At 73.6% G+C, this 24,825-nt stretch carries 20 protein-coding genes; 8 read left to right on the forward strand and 12 right to left on the reverse strand.

From position 1 onward, the window contains the following. Positions 1-159: 159 nt before the first annotated feature. The 5 genes from STTU_RS25225 to STTU_RS25245 all read right to left on the reverse strand — a co-directional run bounded on the left by STTU_RS25225 (position 160) and on the right by STTU_RS25245 (position 7,116). A complete protein-coding gene (locus tag STTU_RS25225) occupies positions 160-783 on the reverse strand; it encodes a GntR family transcriptional regulator (protein ID WP_007828077.1) in 624 nt (207 codons plus the stop codon). A 174-nt stretch (positions 784-957) separates the two neighbouring features. Continuing rightward, positions 958-2,778 carry a 2-oxoglutarate dehydrogenase, E2 component, dihydrolipoamide succinyltransferase gene (sucB, locus tag STTU_RS25230; protein ID WP_007828079.1) on the reverse strand — a complete coding sequence of 607 codons (1,821 nt, stop codon included), beginning with the start codon at positions 2,776-2,778 and terminating at the stop codon, positions 958-960. A gap of 52 nt (positions 2,779-2,830) precedes the next feature. Further along, the gene (gene lpdA / locus STTU_RS25235) at positions 2,831-4,219 is read right to left on the reverse strand and encodes a dihydrolipoyl dehydrogenase (protein WP_010279769.1); all 1,389 of its coding nucleotides are present in this window, start codon (positions 4,217-4,219) and stop codon (positions 2,831-2,833) included. Positions 4,220-4,594: 375 nt separating this feature from the next. Continuing rightward, positions 4,595-6,100 (reverse strand): leucyl aminopeptidase, encoded by a 1,506-nt coding sequence (locus STTU_RS25240; RefSeq protein WP_007828085.1) that lies wholly within the window; start codon positions 6,098-6,100, stop codon positions 4,595-4,597. Between the two features lie 248 nt (positions 6,101-6,348). Continuing rightward, a complete protein-coding gene (locus STTU_RS25245; protein WP_007828086.1) occupies positions 6,349-7,116 on the reverse strand; it encodes an adenosylcobinamide-GDP ribazoletransferase in 768 nt (255 codons plus the stop codon). A 90-nt stretch (positions 7,117-7,206) separates the two neighbouring features. On the opposite strand from STTU_RS25245, the gene STTU_RS25250 reads away from it, so the two are divergent. Beyond that, on the forward strand, positions 7,207-7,965 hold the full coding sequence (locus STTU_RS25250) for a hypothetical protein (protein WP_007828087.1): 759 nt from the start codon (positions 7,207-7,209) through the stop codon (positions 7,963-7,965). Positions 7,966-7,974: 9 nt separating this feature from the next. On the opposite strand, the gene cobT is transcribed toward STTU_RS25250, so the two are convergent. Together cobT and STTU_RS25260 are read right to left on the reverse strand one after the other, a co-directional pair. Next, positions 7,975-9,051, reverse strand: coding sequence for a nicotinate-nucleotide--dimethylbenzimidazole phosphoribosyltransferase (gene cobT, locus STTU_RS25255; RefSeq protein ID WP_007828088.1), 1,077 nt, complete (start codon positions 9,049-9,051; stop codon positions 7,975-7,977). A gap of 76 nt (positions 9,052-9,127) precedes the next feature. Then, the gene (locus tag STTU_RS25260) at positions 9,128-10,369 is read right to left on the reverse strand and encodes a bifunctional adenosylcobinamide kinase/adenosylcobinamide-phosphate guanylyltransferase (RefSeq protein ID WP_007828089.1); all 1,242 of its coding nucleotides are present in this window, start codon (positions 10,367-10,369) and stop codon (positions 9,128-9,130) included. 80 nt (positions 10,370-10,449) lie between these two features. Here STTU_RS25260 and STTU_RS25265 point away from each other — a divergent pair, with 80 nt between their 5' ends. Then, positions 10,450-10,791: a hypothetical protein gene (locus STTU_RS25265; RefSeq protein ID WP_007828090.1), complete on the forward strand. Its 342-nt coding sequence runs from the start codon at positions 10,450-10,452 to the stop codon at positions 10,789-10,791. A gap of 127 nt (positions 10,792-10,918) precedes the next feature. Here STTU_RS25265 and STTU_RS25270 read toward each other — a convergent pair whose 3' ends face one another. The 3 genes from STTU_RS25270 to STTU_RS25280 form a co-directional block, all read right to left on the reverse strand. Further along, on the reverse strand, positions 10,919-11,980 hold the full coding sequence (locus STTU_RS25270) for a S1C family serine protease (protein WP_007828091.1): 1,062 nt from the start codon (positions 11,978-11,980) through the stop codon (positions 10,919-10,921). Positions 11,981-12,031: 51 nt separating this feature from the next. Further along, positions 12,032-12,844 (reverse strand): class I SAM-dependent methyltransferase, encoded by an 813-nt coding sequence (locus STTU_RS25275; RefSeq protein ID WP_007828092.1) that lies wholly within the window; start codon positions 12,842-12,844, stop codon positions 12,032-12,034. Positions 12,845-13,014: 170 nt separating this feature from the next. Further along, positions 13,015-13,638, reverse strand: a complete 624-nt coding sequence (locus tag STTU_RS25280) for a DUF3043 domain-containing protein (RefSeq protein ID WP_009064523.1) — start codon at positions 13,636-13,638, stop codon at positions 13,015-13,017. 303 nt (positions 13,639-13,941) lie between these two features. Here STTU_RS25280 and STTU_RS25285 point away from each other — a divergent pair, with 303 nt between their 5' ends. The 5 genes from STTU_RS25285 (at position 13,942) to STTU_RS25305 (ending at position 20,838) form a co-directional block, all read left to right on the forward strand. After that, positions 13,942-14,745: a PspA/IM30 family protein gene (locus tag STTU_RS25285; protein ID WP_007828098.1), complete on the forward strand. Its 804-nt coding sequence runs from the start codon at positions 13,942-13,944 to the stop codon at positions 14,743-14,745. Positions 14,746-14,875: 130 nt separating this feature from the next. Next, positions 14,876-15,157, forward strand: a complete 282-nt coding sequence (pspAA, locus tag STTU_RS25290; protein WP_007828100.1) for a PspA-associated protein PspAA — start codon at positions 14,876-14,878, stop codon at positions 15,155-15,157. Between the two features lie 264 nt (positions 15,158-15,421). Further along, positions 15,422-16,717 (forward strand): sensor histidine kinase, encoded by a 1,296-nt coding sequence (locus STTU_RS25295; protein WP_007828102.1) that lies wholly within the window; start codon positions 15,422-15,424, stop codon positions 16,715-16,717. Next, positions 16,714-17,394, forward strand: a complete 681-nt coding sequence (locus STTU_RS25300; RefSeq protein ID WP_009064514.1) for a response regulator — start codon at positions 16,714-16,716, stop codon at positions 17,392-17,394. Before STTU_RS25295 ends, STTU_RS25300 begins: the two co-directional genes overlap by 4 nt. Positions 17,395-17,697: 303 nt before the next feature. Further along, positions 17,698-20,838 carry an efflux RND transporter permease subunit gene (locus STTU_RS25305; RefSeq protein ID WP_007828106.1) on the forward strand — a complete coding sequence of 1,047 codons (3,141 nt, stop codon included), beginning with the start codon at positions 17,698-17,700 and terminating at the stop codon, positions 20,836-20,838. Positions 20,839-21,003: 165 nt separating this feature from the next. Here the strand turns inward: STTU_RS25305 and nadA are convergent, their stop codons facing one another. Next, a complete protein-coding gene (gene nadA, locus STTU_RS25310; protein WP_007828108.1) occupies positions 21,004-22,194 on the reverse strand; it encodes a quinolinate synthase NadA in 1,191 nt (396 codons plus the stop codon). Between the two features lie 284 nt (positions 22,195-22,478). Here nadA and STTU_RS25315 point away from each other — a divergent pair, with 284 nt between their 5' ends. Further along, complete coding sequence (locus STTU_RS25315) at positions 22,479-22,835, forward strand: HesB/IscA family protein (protein ID WP_008748399.1); 357 nt, start codon at positions 22,479-22,481, stop codon at positions 22,833-22,835. Positions 22,836-23,457: 622 nt separating this feature from the next. Here STTU_RS25315 and STTU_RS25320 read toward each other — a convergent pair. Continuing rightward, positions 23,458-24,624 carry a hypothetical protein gene (locus STTU_RS25320; protein ID WP_007828112.1) on the reverse strand — a complete coding sequence of 389 codons (1,167 nt, stop codon included), beginning with the start codon at positions 24,622-24,624 and terminating at the stop codon, positions 23,458-23,460. Positions 24,625-24,825 lie beyond the last annotated feature (201 nt).

The following is a 24,825-nucleotide window of genomic DNA, read 5'->3' on the forward strand; positions in this document are numbered from 1 at the left end:
ATCGATGATCGATCAAAGGCTGGGAGGGAAAAAATTGCCCGGAACGGGAAATTGGCATCCAGTGCCCGTCGAATCGGCACCGAGTGTCGCCTGACCTGGGGTGATTTGCCGGACTCGCCGCTCGGGTGGGAGTACGGGACGCTCACGTGAGCCCCGGCCTCACGGCCGCGGCGCGCACCCCAGGACGTGCGCCTTCACCAGCGGCCCGATGTGCGGGTCCCGCGCGCGAAAGGCCCGCACCAACTGCTCGTGCTCCTCCGCGTACGACTGCTGCCGCGTCCCCAGCCAGCGGATCGACAGCGCCGTGAAGACCTCGATCCCCAGCCCCTCCCACGTGTGCAGCAGGACCGCGTTCCCGGCCGCGCCGACCAGGGCGCGGTGGAAGGCGACGGTGTGCCGGACCTGCCCGGTGCCGTCCGAGGCACTGTCGGCCTCGTACAGAGCCGTCACGTGCGGCTCCAGGGCGGAGCAGTCCGTGGCGAGGCGTTCGGCGGCCAGTTCCGCCGCGATCTGTTCGAGCCCGGCCCGCACCGGATAGGACTCCTCCAGGTCGGCCGCCGTGATGTTGCGCACCCGGACGCCCTTGTTCGGCGCCGACTCGATGAGCCGCAGGCTCTCCAGCTCGCGCAGCGCCTCCCGCACCGGCGTCTGCGAGACCTCCAGCTCGACGGCGATGCGCCGCTCCACGATCCGTTCGCCCGGCTTCCAGCGACCGCTCACGATCCCTTCCACGATGTGCTCGCGGATCTGGTCACGCAGCGAATGGACGACGGGCGCGGTCATGGGGGCTCCTACGACTCCTTCGACAGGGTGTCGGTACGAACCATACGGCGGCGCCCCCGCCCGGACATGGTCCGGACGGGGGCGCCGTGGGTGAGGAACCTTACAGACGGCGGCGGTGCGCCACCCTCCGTGCTCCCCGGGCCGCTGCGGTATGCACCGGTCCGTGCGGGAAGGTCACAGACCCAGCTCGACCTCGAACTCCCCGGCCTCCAGGATCGCCTTGACGGTCCCGAGGTAGCGGGCGGCGTCGGCGCCGTCCACCAGGCGGTGGTCGTAGGAGAGCGACAGGTACGTCATGTCGCGCACGCCGATGACGGTGCCCTCGGCCGTCTCGATGACGGCCGGGCGCTTGACGGTCGCGCCGATGCCGAGGATCGCCACCTGGTTCGGTGGGACGATCACGGTGTCGAAGAGCGCGCCGCGCGAACCCGTGTTGCTGATCGTGAAGGTCGCACCCGACATGTCGTCGGGGGTCAGGCCGCCACCGCGCGCCTTGCCGGCGATCTCGGCGGTCTTCTTCGCGATCCCGGCGAGGTTCAGGTCGCCCGCACCCTTGATGACCGGCGTCATCAGGCCCTTCTCGGCGTCCACGGCGATGCCGATGTTCTCCGAGTCGAAGTACGTGACGGTGCCCTCGTCCTCGTTGAGGCGGGCGTTGACGACCGGGTGGGCCTTGAGCGCCTGCGCGGCGGCCTTCACGTAGAAGGGCATCGGCGAGAGCTTGACGCCCTCGCGCGCGGCGAAGGAGTCCTTGGCCTGCGCGCGCAGCTTCATGAGCCGCGTCACGTCGACCTCGACGACCGTGGTGAGCTGCGCCTGCGAGTGCAGGGCCTTCATCATGTTGTCGCCGATGACCTTGCGCATGCGGGTCAGCTTCACGGTCTGGCCGCGCAGCGGCGAGACCTCCAGCTTCGGCGCCTGCTTGCCCGCGGGGGCGGCGGGGGCGGCGGCGGCCGGAGCGGGCTGCGCCTTGGCCTTGGCGGCCTCGGCGGCGGCGAGCACGTCCTGCTTGCGGATACGGCCACCGACACCGGAGCCCTTGACCGAGGAGAGGTCCACGCCCTGCTCGTGCGCGAGCTTGCGCACCAGCGGGGTCACGTAGGCACCCTCGTCGCTCGCCGAAGCGGCGGCGGGCGCGGGAGCCTGCGCGGCCGGGGCGGGCTGCGCGGGGGCGGGCGCCGGGGCGGCGGGCTGCGGGGCCGGCGCGGGCGCCGGGGCGGCCTGCTGCGGCGCGGGCTGCGGGGCCGGGGCGGGGGCCGGGGCCTCCTGCTTCGGCGCCTCCTGCTTGGGGGCCTCCTGCTGGGGAGCCTCCTGCTTCGGGGCCTCCTGCGCCGGGGCGGGCTGCTCCGGGGCCGGGGCGGCGGCCGGGGCGGCGCCGGGCTGACCGATGACGGCGAGCTTCGCGCCGACCTCGGCGGTCTCGTCCTCGGCGACGGTGATCTCCAGGAGGACACCAGCGGCCGGGGAGGGGATCTCGGTGTCGACCTTGTCGGTCGAGACCTCAAGCAGCGGCTCGTCGGCCTCGACCGAGTCGCCGACCTCCTTGAGCCAGCGGGTGACGGTGCCCTCGGTGACGCTCTCGCCGAGCGCCGGGAGGACCACGTCGGTGCCCTCGGCCGAGCCGGAGCCGGCGGCGGCCTCGGCGGTCGGGGCGGGGGCGGGCGCCTCGGCCTCGGTGGAGGGCGCGGCCTGCGCGGGCTGCTCCGGCTCGGCGGCCGGGGCGGCCTCCTGCGCGGGGGCCTCGGCCGGGGCGCCGGAGCCGTCGTCGATGAGCGCCAGCTCGGCGCCCACCTCGACGGTCTCGTCCTCGGCGACCTTGATCGAGGAGAGGACGCCGGCGGCGGGCGAGGGGATCTCGGTGTCGACCTTGTCGGTCGACACCTCCAGCAGCGGCTCGTCGGCCTCGACGCGCTCGCCCTCGGCCTTCAGCCAACGGGTGACAGTGCCCTCGGTGACGCTCTCGCCGAGCGCCGGAAGGGTGACGGAAACCGGCATGGTTTCAGTTGCTCCTTACGAAAGTGGAAAAAGTCCGTGATCCCGAGGGATGTCAGTCGTGCGAGTGCAGGGGCTTGCCCGCGAGCGCCAGGTGGGCCTCGCCGAGCGCCTCGCTCTGCGTGGGGTGCGCGTGGATGAGCTGGGCCACCTCGGCGGGCAGCGCCTCCCAGTTGTAGATGAGCTGGGCTTCGCCGACCTGCTCGCCCATGCGGTCACCGACCATGTGCACACCGACGACGGCGCCGTCCTTGACCTGGACGAGCTTGATCTCGCCCGCGGTCTTCAGGATCTTGCTCTTGCCGTTGCCCGCCAGGTTGTACTTGAGTGCGACGACCTTGTCCGCGCCGTAGATCTCCTTGGCCTTGGCCTCGGTGATGCCGACCGAGGCGACCTCGGGGTGGCAGTACGTGACGCGCGGAACACCGTCGTAGTCGATCGGCACGCTCGCGAGACCCGCGAGGCGCTCGGCGACGAGGATGCCCTCGGCGAAGCCGACATGCGCGAGCTGGAGGGTCGGGACGAGGTCGCCCACGGCCGAGATCGTCGGCACGTTGGTGCGCATGTACTCGTCGACGAGGACGTAGCCGCGGTCCATCGCGACGCCCTGCTCCTCGTAACCGAGCCCCTGCGAGACCGGGCCGCGGCCGATCGCGACGAGCAGCACCTCCGCCTCGAAGGTCTTGCCGTCGGCCAGCGTCACCTTCACGCCGTCCTGCGTGTACTCGGCGCCCTGGAAGAACGTGCCCAGGTTGAACTTGATGCCGCGCTTGCGGAACGCGCGCTCAAGGAGCTTCGAGCTGCTCTCGTCCTCGACCGGGACGAGGTGCTTGAGGCCCTCGATGATCGTGACGTCGGTGCCGAAGGACTTCCACGCCGAGGCGAACTCGACGCCGATGACGCCGCCGCCCAGGATGATCGCCGACTTCGGGACGCGGTCGAGCTTGAGCGCGTGGTCCGAGGAGATGATCCGGTTGCCGTCGATCTCCAGGCCGGGCAGCGACTTCGGGACGGAGCCGGTCGCGAGCAGCACGTGGCGGCCCTGGACGCGCTGGCCGTTGACGTCGACCGAGGTCGGGGACGACAGGCGCCCCTCGCCCTCGATGTAGGTCACCTTGCGCGAGGCGATCAGGCCCTGGAGGCCCTTGTACAGGCCCGAGATGACCTCGTCCTTGTACTTGTGGACGGCCTCGATGTCGATGCCCTCGAAGGTGGCCTTCACACCGAACTGCTCGCTCTCGCGAGCCTGGTCGGCGATCTCACCGGCGTGCAGCAGCGCCTTGGTGGGGATGCAGCCGTTGTGCAGGCAGGTACCGCCGACCTTGCCCTTCTCGATCAGGGCGACGTCCAGACCCAGCTGCGCCCCCCGCAGCGCCGCGGCGTAACCGCCGCTACCACCGCCGAGGATCACTAGGTCGAAAACGGTGCTGGCGTCGTTCGCCACGTCACGTCCTCCATGCATGTGCGCCGTGCTCCGGTCGTGGATGACCGGTCGGCGGCGGTCGTCGGCCGCTCGTTACTTCGGCCCTCGGGTGGGGCCCTGTCCTGCCAATCACCCATCTTCGCACCTACCAGGGGGAGAACGGACGCGCCCCCGGGGTGTGAGACGTGCGACACGCGGGACGGCGGCTGCCCCGCCGCTCGCGGAGGGCGGACGGGCCGGGCCCATGTCGTCGCCCTCGTCAACGAAATGGGCCGCTTTGTCATTCCCTGGTGTCCTTTGCCCGCGCTTGAGGACGGCCCGGGGGACGGGGGCACGGGAACGGCCGGTGCCCCCCGCGGGGGACACCGGCCGTCTCACGTCGTACGGGTGCGGGCCTCAGCCCAGCTCGCCCTCGCCGGCCGCCTCGACGAGCCGCACCAGGGTGCGCACCGCGGTGCCCGTGCCGCCCTTCGGGGTGTAGCCGTACGGGGCGCCCTCGTTGAAGGCGGGGCCCGCGATGTCGAGGTGCGCCCAGCGGATGCCCTCGCCCACGAACTCCTGCAGGAAGAGCCCGGCGGTCAGCCCGCCGCCCATCCGGCCGCCCACGTTGGCGAGGTCGGCGACGCCGGAGTCGAGGCCCTTGAGGAGCGACTTCGGCAGCGGCATCTCCCAGGACGGCTCGCCCACCGACTCCGACAGCTCGTGCAGCGTCGCGCGGAACTCGTCGTCGTTCGCCATGACACCGAACATCTCGTTGCCCAGCGCGACCATCATCGCGCCGGTCAGCGTCGCGACGTCCACGATCACGTCGGGGCCGTCCTCGCTCGCCCGCGCGATCGCGTCGGCCATCACGAGGCGGCCCTCGGCGTCCGTGTTGAGCACCTCGACGGTCTTGCCGCCGTACATGCGCAGCACGTCACCCGGGCGCGTCGCCGAACCGGACGGCATGTTCTCGGCGAGACAGAGCCAGCCGGTGACGTGCGCGGGGAGCTTGAGCTTCGCGGCGGTGAGGACCGAGGCGAGCACCGCGGCGGCGCCGCCCATGTCGCACTTCATCGTCTCGTTGTGCCCGGCCGGCTTGAGCGAGATGCCGCCCGAGTCGTACGTGATGCCCTTGCCGACGAACGCGAGCGACGCCTTGGCGCGCGCGCCCTTGTACTCGACCTTGACCAGCCGCGGCGGGCGCTGCGAGCCCTGGCCGACGCCCATGATGCCGCCGAAGCCGCCCTTGGTGAGCGCCTTCTCGTCGAGCACGGTCACCTTGACGCCGTAGTCCTTGGCGAGGCCCTGGACGAGCGCGGCGAAGGACTCCGGGTAGAGGTCGTTCGCGGGGATGTTGACGAGGTCGCGGGCGCGGTTCAGCTCCTCGGCGAGGACCTGCGCGCGCTCGGCGGCGGCCTTGTGCCCCTTGTCGCGCGGCTTCGCGCCGACGAGGACCACCTCGGCGAGCGGCGCCTTGACGCCCTCGTCGTCCTTGTACGTGGTGAAGGCGTACGCGCCGAGCAGCGCGCCCTCGCCGATCGCGGCGACGTCGTCCGCGTCGCCGACGGGCAGCGCGTAGACGGCCTTGGCCTTGCCGGCCAGGGAGCGGGCGACGACGCCGGCGGCGCGGCGCAGGGTCTCCGTGCCGAAACCGCCCTCGTCCTCCTCGGCGCCGAGGCCCACGGCGATCACGAGCGGGGCCTTGAAGCCGCTCGGCGCCGCGAGGCGGGTCAGCTCACCCGGCGCACCGGTGGCGCCCAGCGTCTCCAGGAGATCGGCGAGCTTCCCGTCGTAGCCCTTGTCGACGGCCTCGGCGCCGGGGGCGAGCCGCGGGCCCTCGTCGTCCTTGACCACACCGACGACGATCGCGTCGGCCCGCAGGCCGGGAACGGCGGCGGTGCTGAGTGTCAGAGCAGTCACGGTGGTGAAATCTCTCTCTCGTGTCTCGGGGCCTCGGGTGCGCGAAGGCGCCTGCGTGCTCGTGCAGGGGTGACGGCCCGGCGCGCGGGGTCCGATGGGACCGGCGCCGGGGCAGAGCCTACGCTCCGTGACGGCTCTCGCCCATGGCGGCGGGGCCTACGGCGTACGGGCCCGGCGGGGCGGTACGGGACGCGCGGCCCCGCACGCCGCCAAGTCCCGTGCGCTCGCGCCCACTCGGCGCCCCACGCTCAGCGCCCCAGCGCCAGGACCACGAGCGCCGCCGTCGCGGCCGTCTCCTCCAGGCCGCCGAAGACGTCCCCCGTCACCCCGCCGAAGCGCCGCACACAGTGCCGAAGGAGCAGCGCCGCGCCCGCCGCGCCCCCGAGCACCGCCGCACCGAGCCGCACGACCGCGCCGGGCCCCTCGCCGAGCCCCGCCGCCGCGCACGCGAGCAGGCACAGCGCCCCGGCCCCGTACGCCTCCGCGGGGGGCACCGTCCCCGCGACCGCCGCGCCGAGCCCCTCGGGGCGCGCCGCGGGGACCCCGCGCCGCGCCGCGAGCGTCATCGCGAGCCGCCCCGTCACCCCGGCGACCGCCGCGCCGAGCGCGCCCTCGGCCCAGCCGAGCCCGTAGAGCCGGTCCAGGACCGCGACCTGCGCGAGGAGCACGAGCAGCAGCGTCACGACCCCGAAGGGACCGATGTCCGAACGCTTCATGATCGCGAGCGCCTCGGCGGCCGGTTTCCCGCTCCCGAGCCCGTCCGCCGTGTCCGCGAGCCCGTCGAGGTGCAGCCCCCGCGTCAGCACCGCCGGTACGGCCGTGCTCGCGACCGCCGCGAGGAGCGCGCCCGCGCCGAGCGCGCTCAGCGCCCCGCCGAGCGCCCCCGCGCCGAGCCCCACCACGAGCCCGGCGAGCGGCGCCCACAGCATCCCCGCGCGTGCGGCCCCGCGATCCCAGCGCCGCACCCGTACCGGCAGCACGGTGAGGGTGCCGAAAGCGAAACGTATGCCGTCCATGGGGGGATTTTCGCAGGTACGGGGTCCGCGGACGGGCAGCGGGCGGCCGGAGGGGATACAACGGGCGGGAGGCGGGACGAGGAGGGGCGTATGGGGCACTGGCTGGACCGCAACTTCGTCGAGCCGGGCAAACTGCCCCTCCTGCTCGCCCTGCTCGCTTTCGTCGTGACCTTCCTCGTGACGCGCACCATCACGCGCCTCATCCGCGCCGGACGCGGCCCCTTCCGCAACCTCACCCCCGGCGGCGTGCACGTCCACCACTGCGTGCCCGGGATCATCCTCGCCGTCGTCGGCGGCTTCGGCGCCGTCGGCAGCGGCAAGCACGGGATCGCCGCCGGGATCTGCGCCGTCGTCTTCGGCATCGGCACGGGACTCGTCCTCGACGAGTTCGCCCTGATCCTCCACCTCGCCGACGTCTACTGGAGCGAGCAGGGCAGGCAGAGCGTCGAGGTCGTCGTCCTCACCGCCGCGCTCGGCGCGCTCGTCGTCGCGGGCGCCGTGCCGATCGGCGTCGACCAGGTCTCGCAGGGCGAGGCCGCCGGACGCGCCACGGCGATCGGCACGATCCTCTTCGACCTGTGCTTCGTCGTCGTCTGCCTCGCCAAGGGCAAGATCCGCCTGGGCCTGATCGGCGTTTTCGTGCCCTTCGTCGCGCTCGTCGGCGCGGTCCGCCTCGCCCGCCCCGGCTCCCCCTGGGCCCGCCGCCGCTACGCCGACCGCCCCCACCGCCGCGCCCGCGCCCTGCTGCGCGCCTACCACGCGGACCGCACCTGGCGGCGCTGGGTGCGCCGCTTCCAGGACCTCGTGGGCGGCACCCCGGACGAGGACGTGCCGCCCACGGGCGGGTGAGCGCGCGGCTCACTCCTCCGCGTCGGCGGCCCCGGTCCCCTCCGCGCGCTCCGGGAGCTCGTCCGTCAGCGAGGCGGCGGCGCGCACGAGCGGCAGCGAGAGCAGCGCCCCGACACCCTCGCCGACCCGCACCCCCTGGTCGAGCAGCGGTTCGAGCGCCATCCGGTCGAGCGCCTTGGCCTGCGCGGGCTCCCCGCTCGTGTGCCCGGCGAGCCACCAGTCGGGCGCGCGGAACGCGGCCCGCTGCGCGACGAGCGCGCACGCCGCCGAGACGACCCCGTCGAGGATCACCGGGGTACGGCGCACCGCGCACTGGAGCAGGAAGCCCGTCGTCGCGGCGAGGTCCGCGCCGCCCACGGCCGCGAGGAGCGCGAGCTGGTCGCCCAGCACGGGCCGGGCCCGGCGCAGCGCGTCCCTGATCGCCGCGCACTTGCGCATCCACGTGAGGTCGTCGATCGGCTCGCCGCCGCGCCCCGTGACGACCGAGGCGTCGACCCCGCACAGCGCCGCCACGAGCGTGCCCGCGGCCGTCGTGCCGCCCACGCTCACGTCCCCGAGCACCACGAGATCCGTACCCGCGTCGGCCTCCTCGTCGGCGACGGCCATCCCGGCCCGTACCGCCGCCTCGGCCTCCTCGACGGTGAGGGCGTCCTCACGGTCGATGCGCCCCGAGGAGCGCCGCACCCGGTGCCGTGTCACCTCGGCGGGCAGCCCGGCGGGGTCGCAGTCGAGCGCGATGTCCACGACGCGTACGGGCACGTCCTGCGCCCGCGCGAGCACGGCGACGGGCGCGGCCCCGTCGAGCACGGCCCGTACGAGCGCCGCGGCCCCGCCCGCGGGCCGCCGCGACACACCGGCCGCGGCCACCCCGTGGTCCCCGGCGAACAACACGACGCGGGGCTGCCGCACGGGCGCCGCGGGCACGGCCGACCGCGCGGCGGACAGCCACTCCCCGAGCGCGTCGAGCCGCCCGAGCGCCCCCTGAGGCACCGTCAGCCGCGCACGCCGCTCCTCGGCGGCCCGTCGCACTTTGCCGTCGGGCCGCTCAATGAGATCGGAGAAGTCGTCGAGATCAATGCCGCTCATTCGGCAGACAGTACCGAAACGAAGGGGGCCTGTACGCAGCCCCTCCGGCGATCGGGCGGCGGGGCCGGGGAAGAGGTCACCCCGGCAGCGGGAGCACCCGCCCCGCGACGACGAGCACCGCTTCCTCGCACTCCCCGGAGACGCCCGCGTTCACCCGCCCCAGCTCGTCCCGGTACCTCCGCCCCGACGCGGTGGCGGGCACCACCCCCGACCCCACCTCGTTGGAGACCAGCACGACCCGCCGCCGCGCGCACCGCACCGCCTCGACCAGCTCCGCCACCCGCTTGCGCAGCGCCTCGCGCCCGCCCCCCGCCCACGCCGTGTCGTCCCACGCGTCGACCTCGTCCATCGCGTCCGTGAGCCACAGCGAGAGGCAGTCGACGAGCAGCGGGGGGCCCTCCTCGGCGAGGAGCGGCACGAGGTCGCAGGTCTCGACGGTCCGCCAGCTCGCCGGGCGCCGCTCGCGGTGCGCGCCGACCCGTTCGGCCCACTCGGGGTCGCCCGCGCGCGTGCCGCCCGTCGCGACGTACACCACGTCCGGGTACGTCTCCAGGCGCCGCTCCGCCTCGACCGACTTGCCCGAGCGCGCGCCGCCCAGCACGAGGGTGCGGCGCGGCACGCGCGGGGCGCGGTAGGGGCCCTCGTCGCGCGACAGCTCCCGGACGCCCGTGCCGGGCACCGGCCGGGTCCGCACGGCCGTCCCGTCGGGCACCGCGCGCGCCCCGGCGGCGGCGAGGCGGCGTGCCAGCTCGGCGCCCTGCGGGACGTCGTGGTCGAGGTGGACGGCGAGGAGCACCGTGTCCTCGCCGATCGCGCCCGCGCGGCGCAGCAGCGCGACGCCGTCCGGGCGGCCCGTCACGTCCATCACGACCGTGTCGAACGGGTCGACGGTGCCGCGCATCCCCGCGACCGCGCCGCCCGGCGGCAGGTAGAGCAGCCGCTCGCCCTCGGGGCCCGTCACGGCGTAGCCGGTCCCCGGGGCGTCCATCGCGAGCGCGCGCACCCGGTGACCGCTCATCAGGGCCAGCTCACGCCCGTCCGGGACGCGCGCGGGCTGTGGCAGCCCCGGCGGCACCTCGACGGGCGGGCCCTCGTGCGGATGGCTGAGGAGCACCTGCCGCACCCCGCTCAGCGCGTGCCCCGCGCGGGCGGCGGCGAAGGCGGCACCCGGGGTCAGGTCGAAGAGCAGCGTCCCGTCGACGAGCAGCGCGGTGGCCGCGCGCGCCCCGGCCCCGAGGGCGCGGGCGCAGCGGGCACAGGGGCAGTCGGTCCTGGGCAGTCCGGCGGGGGCGCCGGTGCCGAGCAGAGTCACATCCACGGTGCTGATTTTCGCCTGCCCTTCCACCGGCCGCCCGTCCGGCTACGCTTCGGGGAGGACCCGGATCATGGAGGCTTTCAATGGCGGCATGGACGTGGCGGTTCGAGAACGCTGACGGGGCGGAGACCCAGCCCGCCGTACAGCCCGAGGAGTTCACGACGCAGGGGGACGCCGAGTCGTGGCTGGGGGAGCAGTGGCGCGCCCTGCTCGCCGGCGGCACCGACCGGGTCCACCTCCTGGAGGAGGACAAGCTCGTCTACGGCCCCCTGAGCCTGAGCGAGGCCGCGGCGACGGACGTCTCCGAGCCCGCCCTGACGGCGGACGAGGAGACGGCCGTCCCCGGGGACACCTCCCAGCCGCCGGGTCGGGACTCCCAGCCGGTCGAGCCGGGCCAGGGCCTCGGCATCGGCGGCCTCGGCTGAACACCTGAACGGGGCGGCCGGTACGGGGCGGGGGAGCGCCCCGCCCCGTACCGGCCGCCCCGCGGGCCCGCGCCCCTCCGGCACCGGCCGCCCGCTCCCGTACCGCCTCCCGGGAGCCGCGCCGCGCCTACATCTCCCCGAGCGTCACCCGTGCCGTCTTCTCGTCCCCGTTCCGCGTGTACGTCAACTCCACGCGGTCCCCGGGGCTTTCTGCGGTCAGGAGGGACGTCAGCGAGTCGATCGTGGTGAGCTCGTCGTCGCCGAGGCGGGTGAGGATGTCGCCCGCGCGCAGGCCCGCCTTGTCGGCGGGGCCGTTGTCGCGGACGCTGGCGATCGCGACGCCCGCCGGTTCGAGGTCGCGGTCGAGGACGGTGCGGCCCGTGATGCCGAGCGCCGCGCGGCCGGAGTTCGTGACCTTGCCGTCCCGCACGATCTGGCCCGCGATCGAGCGGACCGTCGCCGCCGGGATCGCGAAGCCGATGCCCGCCGCCGCGCTGTTGCCGAGGCCGGGGTCCGTCGCCGCGAGCGTCGGGATGCCGATGACCTTCCCGTCGAGGTCGACGAGCGCGCCGCCGCTGTTGCCCGGGTTGATCGCCGCCGAGGTCTGCACCATGTTCGCGATCGTCGCGCCCGTGCCGCCGCCCGAGCGGCCCTCCGTCACCGTGCGGCCCGTCGCCGAGACGATGCCCTGCGTCACGGAGGAGGAGAGGCCGAGCGGGGAGCCCATCGCGAGGACGATCTGCCCGACGGCGGCCTTTCCCGAGTCGCCGAAGGAGGCCGCCTCGAGGCCCTTGGGCGGATTGCTCAGCTTGATCACCGCGAGGTCCTGCTGCGGGTAGCTGCTCACGAGGTCCGCGCTCAGCTCCTGCTCGCCCGTCGCCGTCGTGACCTCGAAGGACTTCTCCTCGCCGACGACGTGCGCGTTCGTGACGACGTGGCCCTTGTCGTCGAAGACGATCCCGGAGCCGAGCGAGTCCCCGGCGGTGATCTGCACGACCGAGGGCAGGACGTCCTTGATGACCTTCTCGTAGTCGCTCTGCAACTCGCTCGACGCGCGCGGCAGCCCGGCGCGCGGGGCCCCCGCCGTCTTCTCGCGGGGCGTCCCGGCCTGTGCCGAGCAGCCGGTGAGCAGAGCGGTGGCGCAGAGGGCGGCGAGCAGGACTCGGGGCCGGGCGGAGAGGGAGTTCATGGCCCGGATTATGCGGAAGCGGGCGGTTTCGTACGGGCGGCGCGCGGCTGCTCAGCCGCGTACCCCGCACAGATGCAGCAGCGCGGCGACGCGGCGGTAGGGATCGGTGCGGCCCGCGCGGTCCTCGACGTCGAGGATGCGGTCGAACTCCTCGGCGCGGGGCGGGGCCGCGTGCGCCGGATAGCGGTCCGTGAAGACGCGGACGCCGTACCAGGCGGCGAGCGGCGCGCCGATGCCGCCGAGGGTCTGGGTGAGGCGGCCGAGCCGGTCGGCCCGTACCGTGCGGCCCGCGCTGTCGCGCGTGAGCGGCGAGTCGAAGGCGGCGAGCGCCGTGTCCCAGTCGCCGTCGAGCCCGGGACGCAGCGCGAGCGCGTCCGCGTTCCGTACGAGCAGCGAGAGCAGCCCGCCCGCCGCGAGGACCCGCGCGAGCCCCGCGAGGACCGCGTCGGGCTCCTCGACGTGCATGAGGACCCCGTGGCACAGGACGACGTCGAAGCTGCCCGGGGTGAAGTGTGCTCCGGTCCTGGTGCTCTCGGCCTCCAGGAGCCGGACCCGCTCCCGTACCTGCGGTGCCTCGGCGGCGAGGACGGCGCGGACCGTCGTCAGCATCTCGGGATCGGACTCCATGCCCGTGACCTCGTGCCCCGCGCGCGCGAGCCGCAGTGCCTGGGTGCCCTGCCCCGTGCCGACGTCGAGGACCCGCAGCCGGCGCCCGGCGGGGAAGGCGGCGGCGAGGCGCTCGTCGAGCTGGCGCGCGACGAGGACCTGGCGCACCGCCCCCGCCACGCCGCCGAGCGTGCGCAGCCACAGCTCGGTGGGCGACGCCTCGCGGGAGGCGCCGCGCTGCCCGGGGACGCCGCCCACCTGGTGCGGGAGGGGCGGCGGGGTGTCATCACCCGCCGCCCGCGCGTCACCGTCCGCGCGCCCCTGTGCCGGGAGGTGCGTGCGCCCCTGCCCGGCGAGGCCCGTACGCCCCTGCCCCGGGAAACCGTCGAAACCGTCGAAGTGTTCGGAGTATCCGGAAGGGGCTGTACTCAGGGCCTCTCCCCGCGCTTCACCTGGGGCTTGGGCAGCCGCAGCCGCCGCATCTGGAGGGTGCGCATGAGCGCGTAGGCGACCGCGCCCTTGTGGCGGTCGTCGGGGAAGCGCGTGTTCAGCTCCTTGCGCAGGCCGAAGGCCAGGCGCAGCGAGTCGGCCACGATCAGGACGATCAGCAGCAGCCAGCAGAGCAGCGCCACGCTCTGGAGCGCGCCGACGCGCACCATGCTGAAGACGAGGATCACGACGGCGGCGGGCAGGAACCACTCGGCGACGACGCGGCGCGAGTCCACGTAGTCGCGGGCGAACTTGCGCACACGGCCCTTGTCGCGGACCGGCAGGTACCGCTCGTCGCCGCTGTCCATCGCCTCCCGCTGCTTCTGGAGCGCGACCCGCCGCGTCTCGCGCTGCCGCTTGGCGGCGTCCTTGCGCGACAACGGCGTATTGGTCACGCTGCGGCGCGGGCCCTGGGCCTCGCTCCGCTTCGGCGTGGGGCGGCCCTTGGGCGCCTGAGGGTCACGGGGCAGCTTGGAGTCGGTCACCGGCGCGGAGGCGGGTGCCTTCTCATCCTTCGTACGGCTACGGAACACAAAACCCAAGGGTAAGGGGTCGCGGCGCATGGGCGAGGGCCGGACGGGGAACGATCCCGCAACGCCGAGCGTCCGCATAAGCGGGCACAGCGGGGATTTACCGGGGAATTCCGGCCACGGGAGCGGGGTGCGGGGCCGGGGAGGAACCGGGCGGGACACCGCGCGGGAGCCGGGCGGCTACTCCTCACGCCTGAGAGTCACGGGGCGCCAGTCGTTCTTGGGGAGGAGCGGAAAGCCGCTCGGACAGTGCGGTAATAGACCCAGGGCCCGTACTGTGGGTCTTGTTGGAAACGCAGAGAGCCGAAAGCCGTCAGAAGGGGGCGCGCGAAGCCCATGAGCGGTGTGATGAAGCGTATGGGGATGATCTTCCGCGCGAAGGCTAACAAGGCCCTCGACAAGGCGGAGGACCCCGGCGAGACCCTCGACTACTCGTACACGAAGCAGCTGGAACTGCTCCAGAAGGTGCGCAGGGGCGTCGCGGACGTCGCGACCTCGCGCAAGCGCCTCGAACTCCAGCTCAACGGGCTCCGCAAGGACTCCGCCAAGCTGGAGGAGCAGGGCCGCAAGGCGCTCTCGCTGGGCCGCGAGGATCTCGCCCGCGAGGCCCTCTCGCGCCGGGCCGCCCTCCAGCAGCAGGTCGGCGACCTGGAGACGCAGCACGAGACGCTCCAGGGCGAGGAGGAGAAGCTCACCCTCGCGGCGCAGCGCCTCCAGGCCAAGGTGGACGCCTTCCGCACCAAGAAGGAGACCATCAAGGCCACCTACACCGCGGCGCAGGCGCAGACCCGCATCGGTGAGGCGTTCTCCGGCATCTCCGAGGAGATGGGCGACGTCGGCCTCGCGATCCAGCGCGCCGAGGACAAGACCGCGCAGCTCCAGGCCCGCGCGGGCGCCCTCGACGAACTGCTCGCCTCGGGCGCGCTCGACGACTCGTCGGGGCTCGCCAAGGACGACCTCCAGGCCGAGCTGGACCGCCTCTCCGGCGGCAGCGACGTCGAGCTGGAGCTCCAGCGGATGAAGGCGGAACTGGCCGGGGGCAGCTCCTCGGGCCAGCAGGCGATCGAGTCCGGCCCCGGCTCCGCCGAGCAGCAGGGACAGCAGTCCCCGCAGCGGGACCCGCGCTTCGACAAGCAGTGAGCCCCACGCCCGGGTCCCCGCCGGGGGCCCGGGCAGCGGCGCGTCCGCCGGTAGGTACGGGCCCGTCGCTTCCCCGCAGTGCCGGGGGACCGCCAGGCGGGGTCCCCCACGAGCCGCCCGAGGAGAGGTCATGATCGTCCGGATCATGGGGGAGGGCCAGTTCGCACTGGCCGAGAGCCACCTCGCCGAGCTGAACACGCTCGACGAGGAGCTGCTCGCCGAGATGGAGAACGGCGACGGCCCCGGTTTCCGCAAGACCCTGCACGCCCTGCTGGACAAGGTGCGCTCGCTCGGCAGCCCGCTGCCCGACGACGCCCTGGAGCCCTCCGAACTCATCCTCCCGTCCCCCGACGCGAGCCTCGACGAGGTACGGGACCTGCTCAGCGGCGACGAGGGCCTGATCCCGGGCTGAGCCCGCCCAAACCCTCCTCGGGGCGCCACCCGCCGACACGGACGGGGGCGCCCCGAGGCGTACGCGCACCGGGGGCGGACCACTCCCGGGACCGTACGGGCCGGTCGGTACGCGCCCGCACCCGGCGGGAGCGGCCCGCCCGGGTCCGTACGACAGGGGGAGCCCGTACGGACAGGGGCCGGGCCCGTACCCGCCCCGACGCCACCCCTCCCCGCCGCGCCGACCGCCCGACCGCCAGCCCGGGGGAGCCAGCAAAGGACCGCCATGGCCGACCACCTTCCCCCGTCCCTGCACGGCGTCCGCCGCTGGGCGAAGGCGCACCCGACGGGGCCCGACGCGCTGCTCGCCGCCTTCGTGCTCTGCGGGATGATCGTCGGCAGCTTCGGCAACCCGCACCAGCCCGAGGGCCCGCGCTGGGCCGAGCAGCCGCCCGAGACGCTGAGCGTCGTCCTCATGACCCTCGCGGCCCTCTCCCTCGTGCTGCGCCGCAGGTACCCGGTCGCGGTCCTCGTCGCCGCCGCGCTGTGCACCGCCGTCGAACTGGCCACCGGGGACCCGCGCGCGCCCGTCGTCGTGGCCTGCGGCATCGCGCTCTACACCTTCGCCGTGCACACCGACCGGCCCACCGCCTGGCGCATCGGGCTGCTCACGAGCGCCGTGCTCGTCGGCGTCGCGATGCTCACCGGGCCGCTGCCCTGGTACGCGCAGGAGAACTTCGGGCTGCTCGCCTGGACCGCGATGGCCGTCGCCGTGGGCGACGCGGTGCGCAGCCGCCGCGCCTTCATCACCGCGATGCGCGAGCGCGCCGACCGCGCCGAGCGCACCCGCGAGGAGGAGGCCAGGCGCCGCGTCGCCGAGGAGCGCCTGCGCATCGCGCGCGACCTCCACGACGTCGTCGCCCACCACATCGCCCTCGTCAACGTGCAGGCCGGGGTCGCCGCGCACGTCATGGACCGCCGCCCCGACCAGGCGAAGGAGGCCCTCGCGCACGTGCGCCGCGCCTCGCGCTCCGCGCTCGACGAACTGCGCGCCACGGTCGGCCTGCTCCGCCAGTCCGGCGACCCCACCGCGCCCACCGAGCCGACCGCCGGGCTCGAACGCCTCGACGACCTCCTCGGCACCTTCCGCGACGCCGGGCTGCCCGTCCGCCTCGTCACCCCCGAGCCCCTCGTCGGCGGCCCGCTCCCCGCCGCCGTCGACCTCGCCGCCTACCGCGTCGTGCAGGAGGCGCTGACCAACGTGCAGAAGCACGCGGGGTCCGGGGCGCAGGCCGAGATCAGCGTCGTACGGGTCGGGAGCCAGGTCGAGGTGACGGTGCTCGACGACGGGCGCGGCGCCGAGGCCGCGGGCCCCGCGGACGACGGCGGGCACGGGCTGCTCGGGATGCGCGAGCGCGCCGCCGCGCTCGGCGGCCACCTCACGGCCGCCCCCCGCTTCGGCGGCGGCTTCCGCGTCCACGCGATACTGCCCCTCGAACCACCCGACCCCACCGCGCCCGTCGCCGTCCCCGGGCAGAGCGCTCCCGGACCGGCCGCGGGCCGGGACCAGGAGCGCCGATGACGATCCGAGTGCTGCTCGCCGACGACCAGGCGCTGCTGCGCAGCGCCTTCCGCGTCCTCGTCGACTCCGAGGACGACATGGAGGTGATCGGCGAGGCGTCCGACGGCGCGGAGGCCGTCCGGCTCGCCGCGAGCCACCTGCCCGACGTCGTCCTCATGGACATCCGCATGCCCGGCACCGACGGACTCGCCGCGACCCGGCACATCAGCGCGGACCCCGCGCTCGCCGCCGTGCACGTCGTGATGCTCACGACCTTCGAGGTCGACGAGTACGTCGTGCAGTCGCTGCGCGCCGGGGCCGCGGGCTTCCTCGGCAAGGGCGCCGAGCCCTCCGAACTGCTCGGCGCGATCCGTACCGCCGCGGCGGGAGACGCGCTGCTCTCCCCGGCCGCGACCCGCAGCCTCATCACGCGCTTCCTCGCCCAGGCCCCCGGCGCCGGGCCCGCCGCCGGGGTGGACAGCGCGCGCCTCGCCGCGCTCACCGGGCGCGAGCGCGAGGTCCTCGTGCAGGTCGCCGCCGGGCTCAGCAACGACGAGATCGCCGCACGCCTCGAAGTCAGCCCGCTCACGGTCAAGACCCACGTGAACCGCGCCATGGCCAAGGTCGGCGCCCGCGACCGCGCCCAACTCGTCGTCATCGCCTACGAGACGGGACTCGTCCGCCCGCGCACGGAGTGACGCGGTCCGGCACGGAACGGGGCAAACGCCCGCTCTCCGCCCCTGGTTGCACCGGCCTCATCCGGCCGTCTCCACCCGCCCGCTCAGCCCGGGGGTTGACACGGCGCGGGCTCCCGCCTACTCCGACCGCAGTAGAGCGGCCCCACGAAATGGTCCTGGGAGCGCTCGAACCGGCTTTCGGCATGGCCCATCGTGGAGGAGTACGGTCGCCCCGTCTTCCCCAGCGCTCCGGGACCCGCCCGGCACCCGGCGGTTCAGGACCGTGCGCCCCGCCCTTGCCGCGTAGCCACAGAGAGAGAACACATGTCCTGGCTGTCGAGATTCAGCCTCGCTCAACGCGCCCTCATCGGGCTGATGTCGATCGTCGCGATCGTCTTCGGAGCGATCGCGATACCTCAGCTCAAGCAGCAACTGCTGCCCAATATCGAACTCCCGATGGTGTCGGTCATCGCGCCCTACCAGGGTGCCTCGCCCGACGTGGTCGAGAAGCAGGTCGTCGAGCCGCTGGAGAAGTCGCTCGACGCCGTGGACGGACTCTCCACGACGACGTCGACCGCCAGCGAGGGCAACGCCGTCGTCATGGCGCAGTTCGACTTCGGCAGCGGCACCAAGCAGCTCGTCGCCGACGTCCAGCAGGCCGTCAACCGCGCCCGCTCCCAGCTCCCCGACGACGTGGACCCGCAGGTCGTCGCCGGTTCCACCGACGACATCCCCACCGTCGTCCTCGCCGCCACCTCGCCCAGGGACCAGCAGGCCCTCTCCGACCAGCTCGACCGCACCGTGGTGCCCGAGCTGAAGGAGATCGACGGGGTCTCGCAGGTCACCATCGACGGGGTCCGCGACCTCCAGGTCACCATCACGCCGGACACCGCGAAGCTCGCCCGCGCCGGCCTGAGCGCCGCGGCGCTCGGTGACGCGCTCAAGTCCGGCGGCGTCACGATGCCCGCCGGTTCCTTCGACGAGGGCGGCGAGAACCGCACCGTCCAGGTCGGCACGCCCTTCACCTCGCTGCGGCAGATCGAGGACCTGCGCGTCGTCGGCCAGGCCGGTCAGGGCGGCGCCCAGGGCGAGGCGCCCAAGCCGGTCCGCCTCGGCGACGTCGCGAGCGTGAAGCAGCAGGAGGCGACCGCCACCTCGATCACCCGCACCGACGGCAAGCCGAGTCTCGCCGTCGCGGTGACGATGGACAAGGACGGCAGCGCCGTCGGCATCTCCAAGGCCGTCAAGGACAAGCTCGGCGACCTGCGGGACTCGCTCGGCAAGGGCGCCGACCTCAAGGTCGTCGTCGACCAGGGCCCGCCGGTCTCCAAGGCGATCAGCGGTCTCACCACCGAGGGCGCGCTCGGCCTCGGCTTCGCCGTCGTCGTGATCCTGGTCTTCCTCGCCTCGATCCGCTCGACGCTCGTCACCGCGGTCTCCATCCCGCTCTCCGTGCTGCTCACGCTCATCGTGCTGTGGACGCGGGACCTCTCGCTCAACATGCTCACCCTCGGCGCGCTGACCATCGCCATCGGCCGCGTCGTGGACGACTCCATCGTCGTCCTGGAGAACATCAAGCGGCACCTCGGCTACGGCGAGGAGCGCAAGGAGGCGATCCTCACCGCGGTCAAGGAGGTCGCCGGAGCGGTCACCGCCTCGACGCTCACCACCGTCGCGGTCTTCCTGCCGATCGGTCTCGTCGGCGGCATCGTCGGCGAACTCTTCAGCTCCTTCTCACTCACCGTCACGACGGCCCTGCTCGCCTCGCTCCTCGTCTCGCTCACCGTGGTCCCGGTCCTCTCGTACTGGTTCCTGCGCGGCCCGAAGGACATCACGAGCCCCGAGGCGGCCGAGGCCGCGCGCCGCGCCGCCGAGGAGAAGGAGTCCCAGGGCCGCCTCCAGCGCGCCTACCTGCCGGTCATCGGCTTCGCGACCCGGCGCAGGGTCACCTCGCTGCTCATCGCGGTCTTCGTCCTCGTCGTCACACTGGGCATGGCCACGCAGCTCAAGACGAACTTCTTCGACGACAGCGGCCAGGACTCGCTGAGCGCCACGCAGGAACTCCCGCCGGGCACGAGCCTCGCGAGCACCGACGCGGCGGCGAAGAAGGTCGAGAAGCTCCTCGACGGCGTCGACGGGGTCAGCGACGTCCAGGTCACCGTCGGCTCCTCCGGCTTCATGGCGGCCTTCGGCGGCTCGACCGACTCCAACCACGCCTCGTACCAGATCAAGCTCCAGAGCGAGGACGACGCCGACAAGGTCCAGGACGCGCTCGAAAGCGGCTTCAAGAAGCTCGACGGCGCCGGGGAGCTGAAGGTCTCGGCGGGCGGCGGCTTCGGTGACCAGGACCTCTCGGTCGTCGTCAAGGCCCCCGACCGCGACTCGCTCGCGAAGGCGGCCCAGCAGGTCACCGACGCCGTCAAGAAGATCGACGACGTCAAGTCCGTCGAGAACGACCTCGCCACCTCGGTCCCGCGGGTCTCCGTGACCGCGAAGCCCGCCGCGGCCGACGCCGGTCTCAGCCAGGCGGCACTCGGCGCGCTCGTCGCCGAGCAGGTCAACGGCACGAGGACCACCACGGCGACGCTCGACGACACCGAGCGCGATGTCGTGGTCCGCTCCGCGCACCCGGCGACGACCGTCGCCGAGCTGAAGGCCCTCCCGGTCGGCGGCGCGAAGCTCGGCGACCTCGCGACGGTCAGGCTCGTCGACGGCCCGGTCTCGATGACCCGTATCGACGGCGCCCGCGCCGCCACCGTCACGGCCAAGCCGGTCGGCGACGACACCGGCTCGATCAGCACGGAGCTGACCAAGAAGCTCGACGAGCTGAAGCTCCCGCAGGGTGCCACCACCGAGATCGGCGGGGTGACGGCCGACCAGAACGACTCGCTCGGCAAGCTGGCGCTCGCGATGCTCGCCGCCGTGGCGATCGTCTTCCTGCTCCTCGTCGGCACCTTCCGCTCGCTGATCCAGCCGCTGATCCTGCTCGTCTCGATCCCCTTCGCGGCGACCGGCGCACTCGGCCTGCTCCTCGTCACGGGCACGCCGCTGGGCGTCCCCGCGATGATCGGCATGCTGATGCTCATCGGCATCGTGGTGACCAACGCGATCGTCCTGATCGACCTCATCAACCAGTACCGCGACCGCGGTTACGGGGTCATCGAGGCGGTCACCGAGGGCGGCAGGCACCGCCTGCGCCCGATCCTCATGACGGCGCTCGCGACGATCTTCGCCCTCATCCCGATGGCGACCGGCATCACCGGCGAGGGCGGCTTCATCTCGCAGCCCCTCGCGGTGGTCGTCATCGGCGGCCTCATCACCTCGACCCTCCTGACCCTCCTCCTCGTCCCGACCCTCTACGCGATGGTCGAGCTGAGGAAGGAGCGCAGGGCGGCGAAGAAGGCGAAGAAGAAGGGCGAGGACGGCACGGAGGTCCCGACCCCGAGGGAACCGGTGAACGTCTGAGCAAGCGGTACACAAACGGGCGGGCCTCTTGCCACAGTCGCTGTGGCAAGAGGCCCGCCCGCATTTCAGCCCCTCCGGGGGCCCCCGGCGGGAGGCTGGGGGAGATTGAGGAGCGGGGCGTGGGACGGAGCCCCACAAAGGGCCCGCCCCCACCCGGGGCCACTCCTACGGCAGCGCCAGCATCCGCTCCAGCGCCGCCTTCGCGAAGAACTCCGTCTCCGCGTCGACCTCGATCCGGTTGACGACCTTCCCCTCCGCCAGCGACTCCAGCGTCCACACGAGGTGCGGCAGGTCGATCCGGTTCATCGTCGAGCAGAAGCACACGGTCCGGTCGAGGAACACGATCTCCTTGTCCGGGTGCGCCTTCGCGAGCCGCCGTACGAGGTTGAGTTCGGTCCCGATGGCCCACTTCGACCCGGCGGGGGCGGCGTCGAGCGCCTTGATGATGTACTCGGTCGAGCCCACCTCGTCGGCGGCGGAGACGACCTCGTGCTTGCACTCGGGGTGGACGAGGACCCGCACCCCCGGAATCCGCTCCCGCACCTCGTTCACCGAGTCGACCGAGAAGCGCCCGTGCACCGAGCAGTGCCCGCGCCACAGGATCATCTTCGCCGCGCGGAGCTGCTCGGTGGTGAGCCCGCCGTTCGGCTTGTGCGGGTTGTAGACGACGCAGTCGTCGAGCGACATCCCCATGTCCCGCACGGCGGTGTTGCGCCCGAGGTGCTGGTCGGGGAGGAAGAGCACCTTCTCGCCCTGCGCGAAGGCCCACTCCAGGGCCCGCTTCGCGTTCGAGGAGGTACAGATGGTGCCGCCGTGGCGCCCGGTGAACGCCTTGATGTCGGCGGAGGAGTTCATGTACGAGACGGGGACGACCTGCTCGGCGACGCCCGCCTCGGTCAGGACGTCCCAGCACTCGGCGACCTGCTCGGCGCTCGCCATGTCGGCCATCGAGCAGCCGGCGGCGAGGTCGGGGAGGATCACCCGCTGGCGCGCGGAGGTGAGGATGTCGGCCGACTCGGCCATGAAGTGCACGCCGCAGAAGACGATGTACTCGGCCTCGGGGCGCGCGGCGGCGTCGCGGGCGAGCTTGAAGGAGTCGCCGGTGACGTCGGCGAACTGGATGACCTCGTCCCGCTGGTAGTGGTGGCCGAGGACGAACACCTTCTCGCCCAGCTTCTCCTTGGCCGCGCGGGCACGGGCCACGAGGTCCGGGTCGGAGGGTTCGGGGAGATCTCCCGGGCACTCCACTCCGCGCTCGCTGCGCGGGTCGGCCTCGCGGCCGAGCAGCAGCAGGGCGAGCGGGGTGGGCTGCACATCGAGATCGACGGGGGGCTGGGCCGTGGTCACGTCACGCACCCTTTCTTCTCTGGACAGGCGGCGGTGTGGCCGCGTCGGGGACGTCGCCCTAGGACGTCGGACCCCTTTTCGTCGTATTGACGTTATCTATGATATCCGCTTACCGTCAGGTTGACGACACTGTGCGGCCCGATGTGATGTGTGCCCCTTCGCGGCCCCTGACCCGTCCCGGTGGCGTATGCGACGATGAGGGAACGCGGTCCGTGGCCGCGCGGGAATAACTCCCCGACCGTGCCGGTTGGAACGTCGGCAAGCAGTCTCCGTACAACCCGGGAGAGAAGCAGATGTCCGTATCGGACGAGACCACCACCGTGAGCGAGGGCATCCTCCTGTCCGACGCCGCCGCGTCGAAGGTCAAGGCCCTGCTGGACCAGGAAGGCCGTGACGACCTCGCGCTGCGCGTGGCCGTCCAGCCCGGCGGCTGCTCCGGCCTGCGCTACCAGCTCTTCTTCGACGAGCGCTCGCTCGACGGCGACGTCGTCAAGGAGTTCGGCGGCGTCAAGGTCGTCACCGACCGCATGAGCGCCCCGTACCTCGGCGGCGCCTCGATCGACTTCGTGGACACGATCGAGAAGCAGGGCTTCACGATCGACAACCCGAACGCGACCGGCTCCTGCGCCTGCGGCGACTCCTTCCACTGAGCCGCCCGCGTTCCGCGCGAGCGCGAGCAGGAAGAAGGCGGCGACCCCTTCCGGGGGGTCGCCGCCTTCGTCGTGTCCGGACCGGTGCCGGTGTCGGCTGCCAGGATGCGGGCGCCACGACGACAGGGGAGGGCCCCTGGGGACCTGGGACAGCGGACCGTTCGGCAACGACGCGGCGGCCGACTGGGTGCCGTGGCCCGGACGACGCCGAACCGGCCGCCCGCGCCGGGCTGGTGGGAGCCGCCCCGGCCCAGCCGCCGATACCCCGCCCGGCACGTACCTCGACGATGGCGAACACGCGGCGGCCGCCGCCGCGCTCTCGCCGCCCAGTACCCGCGCGGGGAGCCCGCGGAGTCCGTCTACGGCCCCCGGCGACCGCTCCCGGACCTCACGGCCCCGCGTCCCCTCGCCCTCGAAGCGGTCGACCGGGTCCTCACCGCACCGTCCGAACCGCTCGGACTGTGGGAGGGCGCGCCGTCCTGTCACGGCGCGACGGACCGCCTGCGCGCGGCCCTCGCACCCGGGCCGGTGGGGGAGCGGGCCACGCTCGGCTGGGCCCCAGGGGAGCGGGGGCGCCGGGGCTCGCGGGCTCAGGGGATCACCGGCTCACGGGCTCAGGGGTTCACGCCGCCGGGACCGTTTTTCCCGCCGTCGTCACGACGGTCCGGTCCCCGAGCGGCCGGTCGAGGGTCACCGAGCGGGTCAGGTCCTTCGCGATCATCACGCACACCTTCCCCGGCTCCTTCTCTTCCGTGAGGTGGACGCGCACCTGCCCGCCCTTCTCCTCCGCGTGCGCCCGGTAGTGGGCACACACGCCGCCCGTGAAGCGCAGGCTCAGCTCGCGCCCGGCCACCGCGTACGAGACGGGCGGCACCGAACGGCTCGTGGCCCCGGGCCCCGCCGAACTCGGCCCGCCCGGATGCCGGGGCTCGCCCGAGCCGAGGTGCCGTTCGTCGATCGCGGTCTGCGCGAGCGTCGCGGACTGCGAGGGCACCGAGAAGAGCCAGGCCGGTACGAGGACGGGCTGCCCCTCTCGCGTACGCGCCGCGAGCCCGAAGCGCGCCCGCGAGACGGGAACGGCCGTTCCGTCCTTCCCCGCGCCCTCGTTGAGCGCGGCGAGCGCGTCGGCGGCGGACCGCACGGGGTACCGGTCCCCGGTGGCGGTACGGGGCACGTCGAGCCGCCCCGTACCGCCGACGACCTCGCCCCCGCTCGCGAACTGGAGCCGCGTCGACCAGCCGTCCGTCGGCAGCCCGTCGACCTCGGGATCGGCCTCCACGACCCGGCTCGTGCCCCGTACCTCGTCGGCGCCGACCTCGGCCCCCGCGAGCCCCAGCGCGGTGAGCGCCGGCCGAGCGGCCTCCCGCGCCTCGGTCTCGCCGGGCGCCGAACACCCCTTTCCCTGGGCGCACTTGCCGCCCTCGGCCACATAGCTCCAGGCTCCGGGCGCCTGCCGGGCGACGGTCAGCCCGTCACCCCGCCACTCGCCCCCCTCGGCCCGCACGCCCCCCGGGACCCCGAGCGCCCGCGCCAGCCGCTCCGCCGCGCCCCGCGAGACGCTCCCGTCGACCCCGTAGACCCCCGCCTTCTCCGGCCCCTTCGGCAGGGCCCCCGCCGCCCGGTACCGCACCCCGTGCGGGTCCGGCTCCCCGGGTGCGATTCCCGGAGGCGACTCACTCGCGGCCACACTCCCGGCGGGCGCGGAGCCCCCGTCCCCGTTCCCGCCGCACCCCGCGACGAGCAGCCCCACTCCGGCGACCCCCGCGAAGACCCGAATTTTCATGCTCATGCCAACCCACTCCTTCGCTGACGAGACAAACCTCTGACGCCACACCACCCGGTCCGGTTCCCCACCAGGAGACCCGGTTTCCACACGAACCCGGAATCCAGCGCGCACCCAACTCACCAGCGCGCGCCACTCACCAGCCCCTCCGGCTTGGGGAGCGGGGCCGGGGGCGGAGCCCCGTGAGGTCAGCTCCGCGCAAGGGCA

The sequence above is a fragment of the Streptomyces sp. Tu6071 genome (assembly GCF_000213055.1).
Classification (GTDB): domain Bacteria; phylum Actinomycetota; class Actinomycetes; order Streptomycetales; family Streptomycetaceae; genus Streptomyces; species Streptomyces evansiae.

Coding starts and splice junctions, on each gene's coding strand:
- STTU_RS25245 (WP_007828086.1), bottom strand. CDS start 7,116: ATGGACGGCATACGTTTCGCTTTCGGCACCCTCACCGTGCTGCCGGTA.
- STTU_RS25265 (WP_007828090.1), top strand. CDS start 10,450: ATGGCGGCATGGACGTGGCGGTTCGAGAACGCTGACGGGGCGGAGACC.
- STTU_RS25225 (WP_007828077.1), bottom strand. CDS start 783: ATGACCGCGCCCGTCGTCCATTCGCTGCGTGACCAGATCCGCGAGCAC.
- STTU_RS25270 (WP_007828091.1), bottom strand. CDS start 11,980: ATGAACTCCCTCTCCGCCCGGCCCCGAGTCCTGCTCGCCGCCCTCTGC.
- STTU_RS25320 (WP_007828112.1), bottom strand. CDS start 24,624: ATGAGCATGAAAATTCGGGTCTTCGCGGGGGTCGCCGGAGTGGGGCTG.
- STTU_RS25280 (WP_009064523.1), bottom strand. CDS start 13,638: ATGCGCCGCGACCCCTTACCCTTGGGTTTTGTGTTCCGTAGCCGTACG.
- STTU_RS25300 (WP_009064514.1), top strand. CDS start 16,714: ATGACGATCCGAGTGCTGCTCGCCGACGACCAGGCGCTGCTGCGCAGC.
- STTU_RS25295 (WP_007828102.1), top strand. CDS start 15,422: ATGGCCGACCACCTTCCCCCGTCCCTGCACGGCGTCCGCCGCTGGGCG.
- STTU_RS25250 (WP_007828087.1), top strand. CDS start 7,207: ATGGGGCACTGGCTGGACCGCAACTTCGTCGAGCCGGGCAAACTGCCC.
- pspAA (WP_007828100.1), top strand. CDS start 14,876: ATGATCGTCCGGATCATGGGGGAGGGCCAGTTCGCACTGGCCGAGAGC.
- cobT (WP_007828088.1), bottom strand. CDS start 9,051: ATGAGCGGCATTGATCTCGACGACTTCTCCGATCTCATTGAGCGGCCC.
- STTU_RS25285 (WP_007828098.1), top strand. CDS start 13,942: ATGAGCGGTGTGATGAAGCGTATGGGGATGATCTTCCGCGCGAAGGCT.
- STTU_RS25315 (WP_008748399.1), top strand. CDS start 22,479: ATGTCCGTATCGGACGAGACCACCACCGTGAGCGAGGGCATCCTCCTG.
- STTU_RS25305 (WP_007828106.1), top strand. CDS start 17,698: ATGTCCTGGCTGTCGAGATTCAGCCTCGCTCAACGCGCCCTCATCGGG.
- sucB (WP_007828079.1), bottom strand. CDS start 2,778: ATGCCGGTTTCCGTCACCCTTCCGGCGCTCGGCGAGAGCGTCACCGAG.